19 protein-coding genes and 1 riboswitch are annotated in these 18,307 nt (G+C 41.0%); of the genes, 17 read left to right on the top strand and 2 right to left on the bottom strand.

The window, feature by feature from the left end; genetic code table 11:
- Positions 1–191 precede the first annotated feature (191 nt).
- Positions 192–449 (top strand): DUF6364 family protein, encoded by a 258-nt coding sequence (locus ACFSKL_RS01925; RefSeq protein WP_376882996.1) that lies wholly within the window; start codon positions 192–194, stop codon positions 447–449.
- Positions 446–868: a type II toxin-antitoxin system VapC family toxin gene (locus ACFSKL_RS01930; protein WP_376882998.1), complete on the top strand. Its 423-nt coding sequence runs from the start codon at positions 446–448 to the stop codon at positions 866–868. The genes ACFSKL_RS01925 and ACFSKL_RS01930 overlap by 4 nt, the downstream gene beginning before the upstream one ends.
- 8 nt (positions 869–876) lie before the next feature.
- On the opposite strand, the gene rlmF is transcribed toward ACFSKL_RS01930, so the two are convergent.
- A complete protein-coding gene (rlmF, locus tag ACFSKL_RS01935; RefSeq protein WP_376883001.1) occupies positions 877–1,791 on the bottom strand; it encodes a 23S rRNA (adenine(1618)-N(6))-methyltransferase RlmF in 915 nt (304 codons plus the stop codon).
- Between the two features lie 130 nt (positions 1,792–1,921).
- A riboswitch (SAM riboswitch) is annotated at positions 1,922–2,031 on the top strand.
- 207 nt (positions 2,032–2,238) lie between these two features.
- Between rlmF and ACFSKL_RS01940 the strand changes: the two genes are divergently transcribed.
- From ACFSKL_RS01940 to ACFSKL_RS01950, 3 genes are read left to right on the top strand one after another with little or no spacing between them, the layout of a single operon-like run.
- Positions 2,239–3,546, top strand: coding sequence for an O-acetylhomoserine aminocarboxypropyltransferase/cysteine synthase family protein (locus ACFSKL_RS01940; RefSeq protein ID WP_376883003.1), 1,308 nt, complete (start codon positions 2,239–2,241; stop codon positions 3,544–3,546).
- A 58-nt stretch (positions 3,547–3,604) separates the two neighbouring features.
- Positions 3,605–4,663, top strand: coding sequence for a homoserine O-acetyltransferase family protein (locus ACFSKL_RS01945; protein WP_376883005.1), 1,059 nt, complete (start codon positions 3,605–3,607; stop codon positions 4,661–4,663).
- On the top strand, positions 4,653–5,879 hold the full coding sequence (locus tag ACFSKL_RS01950; RefSeq protein WP_376883007.1) for a homoserine dehydrogenase: 1,227 nt from the start codon (positions 4,653–4,655) through the stop codon (positions 5,877–5,879). The genes ACFSKL_RS01945 and ACFSKL_RS01950 overlap by 11 nt, the downstream gene beginning before the upstream one ends.
- 117 nt (positions 5,880–5,996) lie before the next feature.
- Here the strand turns inward: ACFSKL_RS01950 and ACFSKL_RS01955 are convergent, their stop codons facing one another.
- A complete protein-coding gene (locus ACFSKL_RS01955) occupies positions 5,997–6,431 on the bottom strand; it encodes a DUF2147 domain-containing protein (RefSeq protein WP_376883009.1) in 435 nt (144 codons plus the stop codon).
- A 142-nt stretch (positions 6,432–6,573) separates the two neighbouring features.
- Between ACFSKL_RS01955 and pdeM the strand changes: the two genes are divergently transcribed.
- The 12 genes from pdeM to ACFSKL_RS02015 all read left to right on the top strand — a co-directional run bounded on the left by pdeM (position 6,574) and on the right by ACFSKL_RS02015 (position 18,282).
- Positions 6,574–7,242, top strand: a complete 669-nt coding sequence (pdeM, locus tag ACFSKL_RS01960; RefSeq protein WP_376883012.1) for a ligase-associated DNA damage response endonuclease PdeM — start codon at positions 6,574–6,576, stop codon at positions 7,240–7,242.
- Positions 7,243–7,371: 129 nt separating this feature from the next.
- Positions 7,372–8,262, top strand: a complete 891-nt coding sequence (locus ACFSKL_RS01965) for a cell division protein FtsX (protein ID WP_376883015.1) — start codon at positions 7,372–7,374, stop codon at positions 8,260–8,262.
- A gap of 5 nt (positions 8,263–8,267) precedes the next feature.
- Positions 8,268–8,477, top strand: a complete 210-nt coding sequence (locus ACFSKL_RS01970; protein WP_376883017.1) for a DUF3098 domain-containing protein — start codon at positions 8,268–8,270, stop codon at positions 8,475–8,477.
- Between the two features lie 3 nt (positions 8,478–8,480).
- Positions 8,481–9,275: an undecaprenyl-diphosphate phosphatase gene (locus ACFSKL_RS01975; protein ID WP_376883020.1), complete on the top strand. Its 795-nt coding sequence runs from the start codon at positions 8,481–8,483 to the stop codon at positions 9,273–9,275.
- Position 9,276: 1 nt separating this feature from the next.
- Complete coding sequence (gene truB / locus ACFSKL_RS01980; RefSeq protein WP_376883023.1) at positions 9,277–9,963, top strand: tRNA pseudouridine(55) synthase TruB; 687 nt, start codon at positions 9,277–9,279, stop codon at positions 9,961–9,963.
- Complete coding sequence (locus tag ACFSKL_RS01985) at positions 9,950–10,882, top strand: bifunctional riboflavin kinase/FAD synthetase (RefSeq protein WP_376883025.1); 933 nt, start codon at positions 9,950–9,952, stop codon at positions 10,880–10,882. Before truB ends, ACFSKL_RS01985 begins: the two co-directional genes overlap by 14 nt.
- Before the next feature lie 10 nt (positions 10,883–10,892).
- Entirely contained in the window at positions 10,893–11,591 is a 699-nt protein-coding gene (locus ACFSKL_RS01990) for a CoA transferase subunit A (RefSeq protein WP_376883027.1), read from the top strand.
- Positions 11,592–11,869: 278 nt separating this feature from the next.
- Entirely contained in the window at positions 11,870–12,526 is a 657-nt protein-coding gene (locus ACFSKL_RS01995; RefSeq protein ID WP_376883029.1) for a 3-oxoacid CoA-transferase subunit B, read from the top strand.
- A gap of 39 nt (positions 12,527–12,565) precedes the next feature.
- Positions 12,566–12,895 carry a fic family toxin-antitoxin system gene (locus tag ACFSKL_RS02000; RefSeq protein ID WP_376883032.1) on the top strand — a complete coding sequence of 110 codons (330 nt, stop codon included), beginning with the start codon at positions 12,566–12,568 and terminating at the stop codon, positions 12,893–12,895.
- A gap of 163 nt (positions 12,896–13,058) precedes the next feature.
- On the top strand, positions 13,059–13,403 hold the full coding sequence (gene gldC, locus ACFSKL_RS02005) for a gliding motility protein GldC (protein WP_376883034.1): 345 nt from the start codon (positions 13,059–13,061) through the stop codon (positions 13,401–13,403).
- 510 nt (positions 13,404–13,913) lie between these two features.
- The gene (locus ACFSKL_RS02010; RefSeq protein ID WP_376883036.1) at positions 13,914–16,805 is read left to right on the top strand and encodes a TonB-dependent receptor; all 2,892 of its coding nucleotides are present in this window, start codon (positions 13,914–13,916) and stop codon (positions 16,803–16,805) included.
- A gap of 13 nt (positions 16,806–16,818) precedes the next feature.
- Positions 16,819–18,282 carry a hypothetical protein gene (locus tag ACFSKL_RS02015; protein ID WP_376883038.1) on the top strand — a complete coding sequence of 488 codons (1,464 nt, stop codon included), beginning with the start codon at positions 16,819–16,821 and terminating at the stop codon, positions 18,280–18,282.
- The last annotated feature ends 25 nt before the right edge of the window (positions 18,283–18,307 follow it).

Raw genomic sequence — 18,307 nt, forward strand, 5'->3', positions numbered from 1 at the left:
CACATAAATAGAGTAGGTAAGGAAATTTACAAAAGAAAGCAGCCAAGACACGACATTGTGTAGGCGTATTGCGAGCTGAACGGTTACAACTTCTACCTTTTCTGAATATTTTTGTTACTTCCTTCAAAACAAAGAACTTGTAATTGACGTATAAATATATTATAATTGTACGTGTATTAAATTGAAAAACAATGGATACCAAATTAACATTGAGACTAAACAAAGATGTGATTGAAAAAGCAAAAGAGTATGCTTCTTCACATCAAAGGAGTTTATCTAATTTGATAGAGTCTTATCTAAAAGCTTTGGTTGAGAAAGATAATATCAAATCGGACAATGATATTGAGATATCTCCCTTTGTGAAAAGTTTGAGAACAGGTGTTAAAATTCCAGTTGATCTAGATTACAAAAAAGAATATGGGGATTACTTAGAAGAAAAGTATAAATGAAACAAAAACTTTTTCTTGATACCAATGTGGTTGTTGATTTACTTGGAGAGAGAGATCCTTTTTATGATACCATTGCCAAGATTGTCACACATGCTGACAAAGGGGAAATAAAGTTGGTCGTTTCAGCACTGACATTTTCTACCGTATATTATTTGCTTTCGAGATTTGAAGACAGAGATATCGTCAAAGAAAAAATCAGAAAATTCAAAATTATTGGAGAAACTGCGGATTTGACTGACCAAATTATTGACAAAGGTCTTTCCTCAAAGTTTAGGGACTTTGAGGATTCACTTCAGTATTATTGTGCAGTAGAGACTGCCTGTAATATTGTAATTACTAGAAATGGGAAAGATTTCAAAGAATCGGAAATACCAGTGATGTCTCCGGATGAGTATCTGAATAGTTTGAGGGTTGGATGATTCAGAGATTACCCAAAACTCCAAGCCACAATCCTGCTTATCTTGTTTCCCTGGCTCATTTCTATGGTTTTTATGGATTTCACCTTGACAGTATCAAGGGTTTTGTAGATTGTAGGCAAGTTTGATTCTTTGGAAACCAAGCTGGTAAACCACTTTACCTGCTTCCCGTATCGCCTGCTTTCATAGATCATATTGGTCAGAAACTTCATCTCACCCCCTTCATACCATAATTCGTTGCTCTGCCCCCCAAAATTCAAGCTGGCCTTTGTGATTTTTTTGCCCTTGAGATTGCTGAGTTTGCGGAGTGAGCTTGCATTGGCTTCTTTCGCAGAAGCGTGGAATGGAGGATTGCAGATGCTGACATCAAAAAACTCACCTTCCTGAATGATCTCGGTAAATATGTTTCTTGGGTCCGTTTGCAATCTCAAAAAAACATTCCCCTTGAGCCCAGCGTTTGAATTGACGGTTTTTTGTGCAGCCTCGATGGCGTCAGGGTCAATATCCGAACCCACAAAAGTCCATCCATACTCCTGACGTCCGATGATGGGGTAGATGCAATTGGCACCAACTCCTACGTCCAGACATTTGATCTGCCTTCCTTTATTGCCATTGTTTTCTGTAATCAAATCCGCTATGTAATGGATATAATCAGCCCTGCCCGGGATGGGTGGACAGAGGTAGCCCTTGGGGATTTTCCAATTGTCGATTCCGTAATAGTGCTTCAATAATGCTCTGTTCAACATGATCACAGCTTCTGAATCAAAAAAATCTATGGACTCATCACCATATTTATTGCTGAATACAAAGGGGCTCAATTCTGGCAAAGATTGAGTCAAAATGTCGAAATCGTACCGCTCCCGATGCTTGTTTCTTGGGTGAAGGGCTGATTTGATAGTTGGGTGTTCTCTTTTCTTTTCAGACATTGCTCATGGATGTTGCGATGTACAAAAGTATTTAAAATTTGCCCTTCATCAATTTTTTTATTGACAATTCCTTGCATTCTAAAAATCCATGGATTTACTTTGTGGCATCCTATCACTTTTTTGGTGTTGGGATTTATACAGAAGAGACGAGAGACAGGCTCTAAGACCCTCTGGCAACCTGGAAAATCCAAGGTGCCAATTCCTGCCGACAGAGAATATCCTCTATCGGAAATATAAATTCTTAACAAGATGATTTATATTCCAGTTTACAGGCAATCCAACAATTTTCAATTGACAAGTCAAGTCCAATCTGCTATGCATTTTGCAGAACTTTCTTGTCATATGTGTAGGTGATTTTTCCCTGCCAAACGCTGTTATTTTCTTCAGCTTTTCCAAAAAAAAGAATATTCAATTAGATTATCTCTAACCAATTTAACCATTAAAACCATGTCAGCAAATTATCATTTCGACACCTTACAGCTTCATGCTGGTCAGAGTCCGGACCCTACGACAAATTCCAGGGCCGTACCGATTTATCAGACGACTTCCTATGTTTTCAATTCCGCAGAGCACGGGGCCAATCTCTTTGCACTAAAGGAGTTTGGAAATATCTATACCCGGATCATGAATCCCACCACGGATGTTTTTGAGCAGCGTGTAGCAGCTTTGGAAGGTGGGGTGGCAGCCGTAGCGACAGGCTCAGGCCAGGCAGCCCAATTCTTGGCGTTGAACAATATCCTTCAAGCTGGAGAAAACTTCGTCTCTACATCCTTTCTTTATGGAGGTTCTTACAACCAATTCAAGGTAGCTTTCAAAAGAATAGGTATCGAAGCGAGGTTTGCAAAAGGAAATGCAGCCGAGGATTTTGAAAAGTTGATTGATGGAAAGACAAAAGCCCTCTATCTTGAAACGATCGGCAATCCGGAGTTTAATATTCCCGATTTTGAATCTATAGCGGCATTGGCGCAGAAACATGAAATCCCACTTGTGGTAGACAATACTTTTGGTGCAGGTGGATATTTATTCAAACCTTTGAAGCATGGTGCAAATATAGTTGTTGAATCGGCAACAAAATGGATCGGTGGCCATGGGACTTCGGTAGGAGGGATCATCGTCGATGGTGGTAATTTCAATTGGGGAAATGGGAAGTTTCCGCAATTTACAGAGCCATCTGAAGGGTATCATGGATTGAAATTCTGGGAAGTATTTGGAGAGAATAACCCATTGGGCTTGCCAAATATCGCTTTTGCAATCAGGGCACGCGTGGAAGGCCTTAGGGACTTCGGTCCGGCATTGAGCCCTTTCAATTCTTTCCTTTTGCTACAGGGCTTGGAGACACTTTCATTGAGGGTGCAGAGGACTGTGGACAATGCATTGGCGATAGCATCTTGGTTGGAAGCCCATCCGCAGGTTCAGAAGGTCAATTATCCGGGATTGAAATCGTCACCTTACCATGAATTGGCCAAGAAATACCTCAAAAATGGGTTTGGTGGTGTCTTGAGCTTTGAAATCAAAGGTGACAAAGAAAGTACATCTGACTTTATCAACAAACTTACATTGATCTCCCACCTTGCAAATGTAGGTGATGCCAAGACTTTGATCATCCAACCTTCAGCGACTACCCATCAGCAGCTTTCGGAAGAAGAACAAAAAGCCGCAGGTGTAACGCCTACCTTGTTGAGATTGTCCTTGGGTATCGAACACGTGGAAGATATCAAATCAGATCTACAGCAAGCATTTGACCAAATAAAATAATTGTAAATCTTTCAAAGTCTAAATTGTCGGGAGACTAATTCATCATATAATCCATCCAATGAATTTAGAAAGCCCTTACCTGATTATCGATATGGCGCAAGAAACCTTTACCCATAAAGGAGAATTTCAACTAGAATCCAGCGAGTTGCTTCGGGATATCCAATTGTCTTTCATCACGCATGGACAGCTGAATGCTGCAAGAGACAATGTGATCTGGGTCATCCACGCACTTACCGGCGATGCAAATGTCCAAGATTGGTGGTCAGGGATAGTTGGGGAGGATAAATTCTACGATCCTAGCAAGTACTTTATCATTTGTGCCAATTTACTGGGATCCTGCTATGGTTCCACACAACCGCTTTCGGTAAATCCGGATACGGGCAAGCCATACTATTATGATTTTCCAAACCTGACATCCAGAGATATGGCCAATGCATTGGAATTGCTCAGGATTGAGTTGGGAATCCACCAAATCCATACTTTGATAGGAGGGTCGCTTGGAGGGCAAGTTGGGATTGAGTGGGCGTACCTGTTGCAGGAAAAGGTGAAAAATGCGGTCATACTTGCTTCGAATGCAAAGACTTCACCTTGGACGATAGGTTTCAATGAAACGCAAAGGATGGCCATCTCGGCTGATCAAACTTGGGGGGAAAATGACCCAGAAGCAGGAAAAAAAGGATTGGAGGCAGCGAGGGCTATAGCCATGCTGACTTACAGACATCCTGAAAACCTCGCAAACAACCAAGCAGATGAATCTGACAAAACAGATAATTTCAGGGCTTGCTCCTACCTGCAGTACCAGGGACAGAAGCTTGCCAAAAGATTCAATGCATTGTCATATTGGACCCTGACCAAGACGATGGATAGCCATGATATTGGAAGGAATAGAGGAGGGGCTGCCTTTGCATTGTCCCAGATCCCTTCCAGGGTACTCGCTATTGGCGTTGACAAAGATTTACTTTTCCTCAAAGAGGAATCCCAATTTATTGCCAATCATGTCCAGAAAGGGACCTACAGGGAAATCAAATCTTCCTATGGCCATGATGCATTCTTAATAGAATACGAACAGTTAAAATATATTCTCAGCTCTTTTTACCTCGAAAACAATGATGACTAAGCGAATAGGACTCTTCGGATTTGGAGTAGTCGGCCAAGGCTATTTCCAGATAGCCAAAAAACAGAAAGAACAATGGATACCGGATACCATTGTCGTCAAAGACCATAAGAAAAGAAGGCCTTTTGATATTAAATTTTCCTACAACCCCAAGGATGTTTTTGACAAAAATCCAGATTATATCCTTGAGTTGATTTCGGACGAAAAAGAGGCTTATGAATATGTTACGGAAGCTTTGAAAAGAGGGATTACCGTTATCTCTGCAAACAAAAAACTGCTTTCAGCACATCTTCCAGAGTTGATCAGTTTGCAAAAGGTGTTCGGAGGAAAACTGCTTTACGAAGCAGCCGCCGCCGCCGGGATTCCGGTAATTACCAATTTGGAGACGCATTTTGAAGAAGATACCATTTTGAGCATAGAGGGCATCCTCAACGGATCTTCCAACTATATCCTGTCGCGTATATTCAACAACGGTTTGAGTTTTGACGAAGCCCTGAAAATGGCTCAGCAGAAAGGGTTTGCGGAGTCGGATCCAAGTTTTGACATCAATGGCAGCGATGTGTCCAGCAAGTTGAATATTTTGATTCTGCATGCCTTCGGAAAGTTTGTTGGCCAGGATCAGATTGCTACTTTCGGGATCCAGCATTTGGGAGAAAATGAAATCAATTTGGCAAAGGCGCTTGGCTTGAAAATAAAACTGATGGCCAAGGCAGAAAAAGACCACAGAGGAATATCAGCACTTATTTTGCCTACTTTTGTAGAAGAGTCCAATACATTCTATGGTGTAGAAAACGAGTACAATGCTGTAAAAATAGTTTCTGAGCACTTGCAGGAACAGTTTTATCAAGGTAAGGGAGCAGGTAGTTTGCCGACTGGAGCTGCGGTCTATGGAGATTTGATCAAAGCGAAAAACGGATTTTCCTATAATTATTCAAAAGTGAATTTTGATAAACCTTTGGACGAGAAGTTGCTGAATCTAGGCGTTCGGGTGCTGTTCAGAAGCCGCTCGCAGGATCAAAATGACAGTGTGGTTTTCTCGCCGGAATATACTACAAGCCTGGATGGATATCACTACACGGTAGGAAAAGTAAAACCGAAGAATTTCTCTAGACTCAATGAAGAAGGGGGCGTTTCCATCGTAGCATTGCCTGACAGCGTTACTGCCGAGGAGATAGAAGATGCTTTCAGGGAGATTCAAAAAAGTGTGGAGATGGTTTGATTTTCTTACTTTGTCCATATTTGGTTTGGACATTGAAACCTGGCAGGTTTTTTCATGTTTGTTGTAAATATTCATTTTTATTTGCAAACCTGCCAGGTTTGATACCATCATGCCAAATTACTCCACCTTCGTCCATTCCACAGTTCTGCCTACAAGTGAGATTCCAATATATCCTCTCACTTCCAGTGTTTGGTCATTTTTCTTTTTGATGATGCAAGAGTAGGTTTTGCCATTTTTGGGATCATAGATTGTTCCGTTCTCCCAAGTTCCATCTTTATATTCAAATCCATTCAGGAGTTTCATTCCCATGATGGGTCTGTCACGTTTGGACTTGTCATTGTTGTTTTTATCCAATTTTGGTTTGCCATTTTCTGTCGGGTCGGCTAGCCATATGATCTTTCCAGAATATTTGTTGCCTTCTTTACTGATTTCCACTTGGGCATCTTTTTCGGTGTTGTACCATTTGCCAACGATAGCATCAGGGTTTTGGGCAAAAGCCGAAGAAATGCAAAAAACGAAAACCAGGATAAAACTTAACTTTAACATTTTCATATTTATACAATTTTGAGTTGATGTTATTAGACTTGATCGAATAATAATACTTTTATAAACGTAAACAAATCACTTTGTTTGCAAAAACAATGATTGAATCGACTTTATATTATTTTTCACCAATGTAAATTCTGTAAGAAAAATGCCAAATACAGCGTCTGCTTATGAATTGATTGTGGAGGGGCTGGGTTTCAGCCTGTTTTTATTGCCCCAAAATGCCATCTACTGCAAATCAATGGAAGCGATCTTTATAGCGGATCCCCATTTTGGTAAGGCTGCCCATTTTAGAAAATCCGGAGTCCCTATCTCTGAATATTTGCATCATGATGATATGTTGAAAATCAGCCGATTGATAAGTGGATACCAACCTAAGGATATTTACTTTCTTGGGGATTTGTTTCATTCTGAACTGAATGATTCCTGGAGGGTTTTGGAAGGATTCATTGAGACTTTCCCGAAAGTGAATTTTCATCTGATCAAAGGGAACCATGATATTTTGCCACCTGCAAGTTATCAATCAGGGAACTGGATTATCCATAAAGAACCACTTGGGGTTCGAGGATTATTGTTGTCCCATGAGCCTTTGGAAGTTGTACCGGAAGGAATGACAAACTTATGTGGGCATATCCATCCTGGGGTATTCCTAAAGGGAAAAGGGAAGCAGCATACGAGACTGCCTTGTTATTTTTACAGTAAAAGAAGCATTATTTTGCCAGCCTTTGGAAGATTTACCGGGTTAGCGTTGATGACTTGTACCAAAGGAGACCAAGCTTTCGTTATTGTTGGTGAAAAGGTAATTCGAGTCAATTAAATTGAATAAGATTGGTTATATACCATAACCTGATTAATTTTGACCAAATTTGATTATCTGGAGCGTGTTTTGTTCACCCAAGTTTATCAAAAATTTTAATAAAAGGGTAAAACCCCTGTTTGAATCAATATGAAAGGTAATTCACGGAAAAAGACCAAAGTCGGTAAATTTAAATTTATCTCAGTACTCTTCAGTACAACCCTTTCGCTATTTATTGTCGGCCTTTTTGGGGTGATTTTTATCCAGGCCAAAACCCTCACCAAAATCATCAGGGAAAACATAGAAATCCAAGTGTTTCTCAATAAGAATATCGATGAAAAGCAAAAAGCAAGCATCGGAAAAATGCTTGCTTCGAAGCCCTATGTTTTGCAGAAAGGAGATAGTACCTCCCTTGTTTTTATATCCCAGGAAGAGGCAGCAGCGAGTTTTTTGGAAGATACAGGAGAGGATTTTACAAAATTCCTAAATGACAACCCACTCAGGGACAGTTATACGATCGCCGTAGCAGAAGAATTTCAGACCTCTGGGCAGATCAATGAGATAGTCACAGAAATCCAAGGTATGGATGGCGTGTTTGAAGTGACTTATATGTCTGACTTGGTAGAGTCGATCAATGAAAACCTATTGAAAGTGAGTTTGGTGATGGGAGGTTTTATATTGATTTTGATAGTGACAGTCATTATGTTGATCAACAATACCATTAGATTGGCTTTGTTTTCACAAAGGTTTTTGATCAGGAGTATGCAGCTGGTAGGTGCTACGAGGGGCTTTATCCGCAAACCTTTTTTAAGCAGGGCTTTTTTCTTTGGCGCTTTGTCTGGAGTATTGGCTTCAGCGATCCTTTTCGGGATCATCGAATACACCAAAGCCAATATCGATGGCTTTGCCATGTTGCAGAATTATGAATTGTTATATGTGCTTTTCGGAGGCCTGGTTATTGTTGGAGCCATGCTTTCTGTATTCAGTACATTGAGGGCAGTAAATAAATATTTGAATATGTCATTGGACGAACTTTACTAAAAAACATGAGTAATCAATCATTTCCATTTACCAAGAAAAATTACATTCTGATGTTGATCGGAATGGCGATCATTATCATAGGCTTCGCAATCATAGGTTTAGATCCCCAACAACATGGGTTTGGATTCATGGGCTTGACCCTGGGGCCAATAGTCACACTTTCTGGCTTTGTTTTCGAGTTTTACGCAATTTTTCACAATCCGAAGAATAAATAAAGAATGGACATAATAGATGCTATTATCCTTGGAATTGTCCAAGGGTTGACGGAGTTTTTGCCTGTTTCTTCAAGTGGGCATTTAGAGTTGGGGGCTGCTATTTTGGGAGATACCAAGTTGCCTGAGGAAAGTATGATGTTTACAGTTGTACTTCATTTTGCGACGGCACTGTCCACTATTTTGGTGTTTAGGAAAGACTTGGCGGAGATTTTCAGGGGCTTGTTCCAATTCAAGTGGAATGAAGAGACAAAGTTTTCGGTAAAAATCATCCTCTCGATGATACCGGCGGCGATTGTAGGGGTTTTCTTCAATGATCAATTGGAACAGTTTTTTGGAGGAAAAATAGTCTTTGTAGGCTGTATGCTATTGTTGACAGCAATATTGTTGTACTTGGCGGATAAAGCAAAAAACACAGACAAGCCAGTCAGTTTTGGCAATGCTTTTTTGGTGGGGATCTCACAAGCTATTGCCATTTTGCCTGGTATATCCAGGTCTGGAGCCACGATTTCCACGTCGGTGTTGCTGGGGATCGATAAGTCCAAGGCAGCGCGTTTCTCATTTTTGATGGTGGTGCCTTTGATTTTGGGAAAAATTGCCAAAGATATCTTGGATGGCGGACTTGCCTACAATTCCGAGAGTTTCGGATACTTGTCAGCAGGGTTTGTTGCTGCATTTATTGCCGGATATTTTGCCTGTACTTGGATGATTGCGTTGGTCAGGAAAAGCAAATTGACTTATTTCTCTATTTATTGCGCTGTAGTAGGTTTGATTGCCATAGGGGTGGGCTTATATTTGTAAAATGCAGGAACAAGAACCTTACGGAGAAGTATTTTTAATAGACAAGCCACTCGAATGGACATCTTTTGATGTTGTCAAGAAGGTAAGAAATGCGCTCAAGATAAAAAAAGTGGGCCATGCGGGTACTTTGGATCCATTGGCAACTGGGTTATTGATAGTCTGTGCCGGTAAGAAGACCAAAAGCATAGACACTTTCATGGGGCAAGAGAAAGAGTACACAGGGACATTTGTCTTGGGCAAAACCACTGAAAGTTTCGATCGGGAAAAGGAAATCATAGAAGTGGCAGACCCGTCACATATTACAATGGAGATGCTGCAAGCTGCTGTTGCGGAATTGACTGGTGATATATTGCAGATTCCACCCATGCATTCTGCCATCAAGGTGGATGGAAAGCGCGTCTATGAGTCGGCAAGGAAAGGGATTGAAGTCAAAATGGAACCACGGCCCGTTACAGTTTCAGAATTTGAAATAACAAGGTTCGAATTGCCGGAATTGGATTTTAGGATTGTATGTTCCAAAGGTACATACATCAGAAGTCTGGCGAGGGATTTGGGAGAGAAACTGGAGGTGGGAGCCTATATGTCAGCTTTGACCCGAACAAGAATAGGAGAATTTAAGTTAGAGAATGCAGAGGAATTGGGAGCCTTGGTAGAAAGAATAAAAGCAAGACTGCATGAGGATTTATGAAGGAATTGAAGATTTTGGACCTGTCAACAACCCGGTAGTTACCAGCGGGACATTTGATGGTGTCCACCTTGGGCACCAAAAGATCCTTCACAGAATCAGGAAGATAGCAGATGATATCGGGGGTGAGACGGTTTTGATTACTTTTTGGCCACATCCTAGATTGGTGCTGTATCCAAAAGAGCACAATTTGAAGCTGCTTTCTACTTTTGAGGAAAAAACCAAACTGCTGAGGCAGTCGGGCATTGACCATTTGATTACCATTCCTTTCACCAAAGAATTCTCTGAGCTCAGTTCGGAAGAATTTATCCAAAAAATCATCATTGATAAAATCCAAACCCGTAAATTGGTCATAGGATATGACCATCGTTTCGGTAAAAACAGGGAAGGGGGATTTGAGTATTTAAAGGAAAATGTAAAAAACTATTCCTTCGAACTGGAGGAGATTTCCCGTGAAGATGTAGATAATGTAGGCGTGTCAAGTACAAAAATCCGCCATGCACTGGAAGAAGGAAAAGTCCATATAGCCAATGAGTACTTGGGAAGACCTTATGAACTCAATGGGATCATCATTAAAGGACAGCAGTTGGGCAGATCTATTGGGTTTCCTACAGCCAATATCCATGTACCCAACGATTACAAGCTGATACCCTGCGATGGGGCTTATGCGGTGGAAGTAAATGTGGAAGGACAGCATTACAATGGAATGCTAAATATAGGCAACCGACCAACTGTTGACGGAAATAGCCGTAGTATTGAAGTAAACCTTTTTGATTTTGAAGGAGACCTTTACGATCGGCGTGTCAGTGTCTTGATCAAGGAGTACCTGAGAGCAGAAGTGAAGTTTGCAGGTTTGGATGAATTGAAAAGTCAACTGAAATCAGATAGAGAGAAAGCAATTAGCATATTAACCCAAAAATAATTTTGAACCTATGATCAATAAAACAGTAGAAAATGCAGAAGTAGCTGTAGCAGATGTTTTTTCGGATGCAGTATTGATGTTTGGAGGATTTGGATTGTCTGGAATTCCGGAAAACAGCATCAAGGCTTTGTTGGAGAAAGAACTACATGGCCTTACCTGTATCTCAAACAATGCCGGCGTAGATGATTTTGGCATTGGTTTGATGCTTCAAAAACGGATGGTCAAGAAAATGATCTCCAGCTATGTAGGTGAAAATGCCGAATTTGAAAGACAATTGCTTAGCGGGGAGCTGGAAGTTGAATTGATTCCGCAAGGCACTTTGGCAGAGAGGGTAAGGGCAGGTGGAGCAGGTATTCCGGCATTTTTCACACCGGCAGGCGTGGGTACGGAAGTGGCGGAAGGCAAGGAGTTGAGGGAGTTTGACGGGAAATTATATTTGTTGGAGAGGTGGTTGAAGGCAGATTTTTCATTTATAAAAGCCTGGAAAGGGGATACGGCTGGGAATTTGATTTTTAAGGGAACGGCTAGGAACTTCAACCCAATGATGGCAGCAGCAGGAAAGGTTACCATTGCTGAAGTGGAGGAACTGGTTCCTGCGGGTGAATTGAACCCAAATGAAATCCATACCCCGGGAATTTATGTACAGAGAATTTTCCAGGGCAAAGATTACGAAAAAAGGATTGAACAGAGGACTGTAACTAAAGAATAGGTTTTATTGAAATATACTCTACCAAGGCAGACAGGTTCGTGAAATACTGTAGATATATGTCTTTGACGAAATATAGTTGATATAAGCTTTGATGAAATATGCCATTGGTGAAATAAGGTTGAAATAAGCTTTGCGAAATAAGGTTGAAATATTTCCATTTATTTCTATTCTATTTCAAATTATTTCCACCTTATTTCAATTAATCTAAATCCTAACTTCTGAAATTTAAGGTCTGAATTCTAAATTCAAAAACAAGAAAACCCAAAAACAACTCAAACATGCTCAACAAAGATCAAATAGCACAAAGGATTGCCAAAGAGGTTCAAAATGGCCAATACATCAATCTGGGTATTGGTATCCCTACTTTGGTGGCGAATTATATACCGGATGATTTGGAAGTGGTATTGCAATCTGAAAATGGCCTTTTGGGTATTGGCCCATTTCCAACAGAAGACAAGGTTGATCCGGATCTTATCAATGCCGGAAAACAAACCATCACCATGGCAAAAGGTTCTGCATTATTCAATTCGGCAGAGTCTTTTGGAATGATCCGTGGAGGTCATGTCCATCTGACCATACTTGGTGCGATGGAAGTTTCGGAAAATGGAGACATCGCAAACTGGAAGATTCCGGGAAAGATGGTGAAAGGAATGGGGGGCGCCATGGATTTGGTGGCATCGGCCGAGAATATCATTGTAGCGATGCAGCATTGCAGCAGGGAAGGCCAGTCCAAATTGTTGAAAGAATGCAGTTTGCCAATTACCGGGATCAGGTGTGTCAAAAAAGTAGTTACTGATCTGGCTGTACTGGAGGTGCTTCCTGAAGGAGGGTTCAAGTTATTGGAGCGTGCACCGGGTGTATCAGTCCAAGAGATCAAAGACAAAACAGAAGGGAAGCTAGTAGTAGAAGGAGAAATCCCTGAAATGAGTTTTTGAGTTTCTAAAATCATCCGCTCTGCAAAGAAAAATATTAGATTGGTTGATAATTATATCGACGAAAGCACCATAACGCATCTATCCAAAAAAGCAAACGAGGTAAAGGTTCTTTTATTGACCAAAACCATTTCTAGGCAATTGACCTTAGATGTAAAAAAAGCCAATGAGCAATACGGTATTTTTGAACTCAAATCCTTTACCAAAAGCCATGACCGTTTTCTGATTATTGACAACATGGAAGTATATCATTTAGGTGCTTCTCTGAAAGATTTGGGTAAAAAATGCCTGCCTGCCGGACAGGCAGGGTTTGCTTTCTCAAAGCTAGAGAAAAATTCAATAGCTAACATTTTAAATGAAGTTGGCTTATAAATAATCAAATTTGGGGTGTTTGAACTAAAACCAAAAAATTATCAGAACCTTGTAAAGACTTGATTATATGCAGTCAGTCTTTAATGTAGGACAAAATCACACTCATCTTCGGAACTTAGGGTAGGCTTTTGTAGTTTTGTGGCATAAATCATCATATTAGGTAATGAAAAGTTCAGAAATAAAATTTAAGATCAATCTTGACGATAAAAACCTTCCCAAATCCATACAGTGGGATGCGTCAGACAAAGAAGGTGATGGGGATGAGGCAACCAAAAGCATCAGTTTGAATGTTTGGGATAATTTGAACCATAGCACTTTAAGAATTGATCTTTGGACAGATGATATGTCTGTAGTGGAGATGAAAAGGTTCTACATAGACATTCTTGGTGGGATGGCCCAGACTATTTTGAATGCCACAGGAGATGAGTTTATGTCGGAGGAGATGAAGGAGTTGTGTGATAGGTTGGTCAAGCATGTCAATGAGGAAAATAAAAATGCAGCCAAATAAATTGATGAGGCAGTCCCATCTGGAAAATCGCTTTTAACGGTTCCAAAGCGTGAAACCCTTCTAATATTGCCCCATTTAGGTGGGTTGATCTGTGGTGGGATAGTTCAAGGTGATTAGATTTAAACCCGCAAAGATTTTTTTGGCAGGTAATGGAAAAAGGTGAAAGAAGATACTCTTTTCACCTTTTTCTTTTTCCCGTATCTAGACTGTTTCTCAAAATAATATATGAAGGTATAATCTTGAAACTAAATTGTGGGACAGGCTTTTTTAGGGTCAAGTATTTTTTGAATTTTTAGTATTGAGCTTGAGGACTAAACAACGTTGGGTTTTTAATCTTTTTTAGTTGATAATCAACTAGTTTGTTTTGGATTCTTCATGTTTGTAAAACGTTTGTAATTATTTTTTTAAATAAACATGAAGGATTATTGGGAAATTCGTCTAATTTTCACAATTATTAACAAGTGATTGTTTTAAAATGATCAATTAAACAAATAAACCCAAGATTAACGTATGCTAAATTTTACAAATAGAGTATGGCAGCTGGCATTTTCGCTCTTTGTCATCATCTCATTAAGCACATCTGTGGTTTTTGCTCAGAACACAACCATTTCAGGGACTGTGACTGAGCAAGGATCTGGAGAAACCCTCATAGGGGTGAATATCGTTGTTAAAGGGAAAGTGATCGGTACAGTAACCGATATGCAGGGAAACTTTAATTTACGTGTCAATCAGGCACCACCATTGACCTTGATTTTTTCGATGGTAGGTTTTGCAAGTCAGGAAGTTGAGATTACTCAGGAAAATGTTTCGAATTTGAAAGTGTCTTTGGCAGAGCAGTTTATGCTTGGCCAGGAAGTAGTGGTTTCTGCATCAAGGGTTGAGGAGAGCATATTGAAATCTCCTGTTTCCATTGAGAAAATGGATATCCTTGCAATAAGGGATACCCCAGCGGATAATTATTATAAAGGTATTGCGAATTTGAAAGGGGTGGATGTTACCACTTCCTCGATCAACTTTCAGATCATCAACGCAAGAGGGTTCAACTCGACAGGAAATACCAGGTTTGTGCAGCTTACCGATGGGATGGATACGCAGGCCCCGGCACTGAACTTCCCGATTGGGAACTTGAACGGTCCATCAGAATTGGACGTGGAATCTGTGGAGTTTATCCCTGGAGCAGCATCCGCACTTTATGGTCCAAATGCATTCAATGGCATTTTGTTGGTAAACAGCAAAAGCCCATTTGAGTATCAAGGTTTAAGTGCATTCTATAAGCAAGGGGTGAACCATATCAATGGACGCCCGGGTGAGCCAAACAGTCCACAGCCGATGTATGAAGGCTCTATTCGCTATGCAAAAGCATTCAACAATAAGTTTGCGTTCAAGATCAATGCTTCCTATATGCAGGCAATGGATTGGCATGGAACAGATCAGACTGATTTGAGTAGGGAAAACCAAGGGAGCTTACCGTTCAACCCCGGAGAAAATAGAGTCCATGTATTTGGAGATGAGGTAGCAAACAATATTGGCTTGTTTAGGAATGTGGCTGGTTTTCAGCAAAATGCACAAAGCCTTGGGTTGGCAGAGTTTGTCCCGTTTTTGCCTGACCAAGTAGTTTCTAGGACTGGATATGATGAAAGACATTTGGTAGATTATAATGCCAATAACCTAAAGCTGAATGGGGCACTGCATTATAGAATTACAGATAGGTCAGAGTTGTCTTATACTGTGAATTATGGTGCTGGGACCTCTGTCTACACTGGTGCGCAGAGATATTCATTGGCCAATTTTTCGATTATCCAGCACAAATTGGAGCTAAAGGGCGACAATTATTTCATCAGAGGGTATACCACAATAGAAAACTCAGGTGATTCATATATCGCAGATTTGACTGGTGTTGCCATCAATGATAAATGGAAAGAAAATAGACTATGGTTTGGTGAGTATGGATTGAATTATTTAGGAGCACTTGCTGCCGCAGGATTCAATCCAGGGGCTGGCGAATCCCCATCAGCCGCAATGATGGCAGGAGCCCATAATTTTGCAAGAGGTCAAGCAGATACAGGAAGGTATTTGCCAGGTTCAGCAGAGTTTGAAGCCGCAAAAGCAGATGTGAGATCGGATGTCATTCCAAGAGGTTCATTGTTTGATGATCGTTCGAGGATGAATATGGTCGAAGGGCAATATGACTTCAAGAATGAAATTGATTTCATGGATCTTCAGGTTGGAGCTTCTTACAGGTTGTATGATTTGAGATCGAATGGAACCATATTCGCAGATGTTGAAGGCAATGACATCACGATTCAGGAAGTTGGGGCATTTGCCCAAGGTTCAAAAACTGTTTTTGACGACAAGCTGAAATTGACTGGCTCATTGAGATATGATAAAAACGAAAACTTCAAAGGTCAATTGAACCCAAGGATTTCTGGTGTTTACAGTCAGGGAAACAGTAATTTCAGGGTATCATACCAGACAGGTTTCAGAAACCCAACTACCCAAGGACAGCATATTGATTTGAATGTGGTATCCGCAAGATTGATTGGAGGCTTGCCATTCTACAGAGATAAGTATGATATTTTCAACAATGCATATTCCATTTCTTCTGTCAATAACTATGTAGCTGCAGTTGGGTCAGGCATGTCACCGATAGATCCAAGGGCCACTGGTTTGTTGGAAAAGGTAGAATCTCTACCTGAATTGCGCCCAGAGAGGGTTCAATCTTTTGAGGTTGGATACAAAAGCCTATTGGCTGACAATAGATTGATGATTGATGTAGCATATTATTACAATATTTACAATGATTTCATCACGCAGACATCCGTCAGGAAGGCTCCAGGGCCAATCTTCCCCGGTGCAATGCCAGATACCGATGAAGCTGCCATCAATGCGATCAATGCCCCAACGCTCTTGACTCCAATTACAATTCCAGGCCAAGAAAATACTTTCCAGACATATACGAATATAGTGGATAAAGAAGTAAGGGCCCATGGTGCGGCGATAGGGCTTACCTACAGTTTGCCTGGGAATTTTACATTGGGAGGGAACTATAATTTCAACCGACTCATAACCAATATCGGAGAAGATTTCCTGAACGATTTCAATACGCCGGAGCATAAAACAAACATTACATTTGGCAACAGAAAACTGACAGACAAAATTGGGTTTGGACTTACTTACAGGTACCAAACAGCATTTAGGTGGGAGTCTACTTTTGCCCAGGGAGATGTACCGGAAATCCATACTTTCGATGCACAGGTCAGCTACAGGCTGAAAGAGTTGAAATCCATCGTGAAATTGGGTGGTTCCAACATCTTCAACAATAGGTATTTCCAAAACTTTGGAGGGCCTACTATTGGTGCTGTGTACTATGTGTCCATCACGTTTGATGAGTTGTTAAACTAAAAAATCGGCAAAAATGAAAATCTTCAATAAATTAATATTTCTAATGGTATTGGGATCATTTGTAGCCTGTACCTATGAATTTCCAGAGCCGCAGATAGACCAACCAACCTCGGGATCGGCGGATTTTACTAAGATTATAGCAGTAGGGGATGCGATTACAGCTGGATTTATGGATGGTGCCCTCTATAACAGAGGCCAGCAAAGCTCCTTTGCCATCAAATTGGCTGAGCAAGCCCAAACAATAGAGGGAGGTGATTTCAATGTTCCCGATATCAATTCTGTAAATGGTTTCTTCCAAATGGGACCTCAAGGACCTTTGGGAAGGTTGATACTTACGGTAAATCCCCAAACTGGTGCCGCTGGCCCGGCTCCGATAGGTGCGGGAGAATTGCCTGGGGATTTTACTGGAAATAAAGCAGAACTGAATAATTTTGGTGTTCCTGGGATAACTTTGGCGACAGCTTTGATCCCACAGACAGGAGGTCCGAATGTCCCACAAAACCCTGCCTATAATCGAATGTACGAGCGATTTGCTTCTGACCCAGGTTCTTCTACCATAATAGGTGATGCAGCGACGGCCTTGGCAAATGGTGGCACATTCTTTACATTTTGGTTGGGCAATAACGATGTCTTGGGATACGCTGTAGGAGGCGCTTCAAATCCAGCCATACTTACATCAGATACTGATTTCCAACAGCGATTGGGCGCTGCGTTGGGAGCAATGTTGCAAGCGAATGCAGATGCAAAAGGTGCTGTTGCCAATATTCCCGGTTTGGCAGTATTGCCTTATTTTAACCTTGTTCCTTGGAATGCTCTACCAATGTCACAAGCACAGGCCGATCAAGCTAACCAAGGATATGCCCAGTATAATGGGGGATTGACGCTTGCAAGAACAGCTGGCTTGATCACGGAGGAAGAAGAAGCATACAGAAAAATTCAATTCCAAGCTGGCCAAAATGGGTTTGTGATGGAAGATGAGTCATTGACTAATCTAGGTGCTTTGGGATTGCCATCGATCAGACAAAGTAAACCAACCGATAAGGCTACCTTGCCACTGTCCCAAGCTTTAGGGCAGACTGTAGGGGGGAATCCGGCATTGATTCGAGGGGTTAGTTTTCCTGTTGAAGATCAGTTTGTCTTGATTCCAACAGAACAAGAAGAAATCCAGCAAAAAATAGCCACATTCAATGGGTTCATTTCAGCAGCTGTTCAGGCAAATGCTGAAAGGTTGGTTTTGGTGGATGTAAATGATCTATTGAATAAGGTTTTGGCTGGGCAAGTGGCTTCCGGTGGCGTAGGGTTGACAGCCAGCATTGTCCCTCCCAATGGAGGGTTCTCTCTGGATGGAGTCCATCCCAATGCCAGGGCACATGCTTTTGTAGCAAACCATTTTATCAACGCAATCAATGGCAAGTGGGGATCAAATATCCCATTGGTCAATCCAAATGAATTTATGGGAAATGATCTTCCGAGATAAGTTTCTGGAAATATAGTGTTTTGTA

The organism is Belliella marina (assembly GCF_042682445.1).
Classification (GTDB): Bacteria; Bacteroidota; Bacteroidia; order Cytophagales; family Cyclobacteriaceae; genus Belliella; species Belliella marina.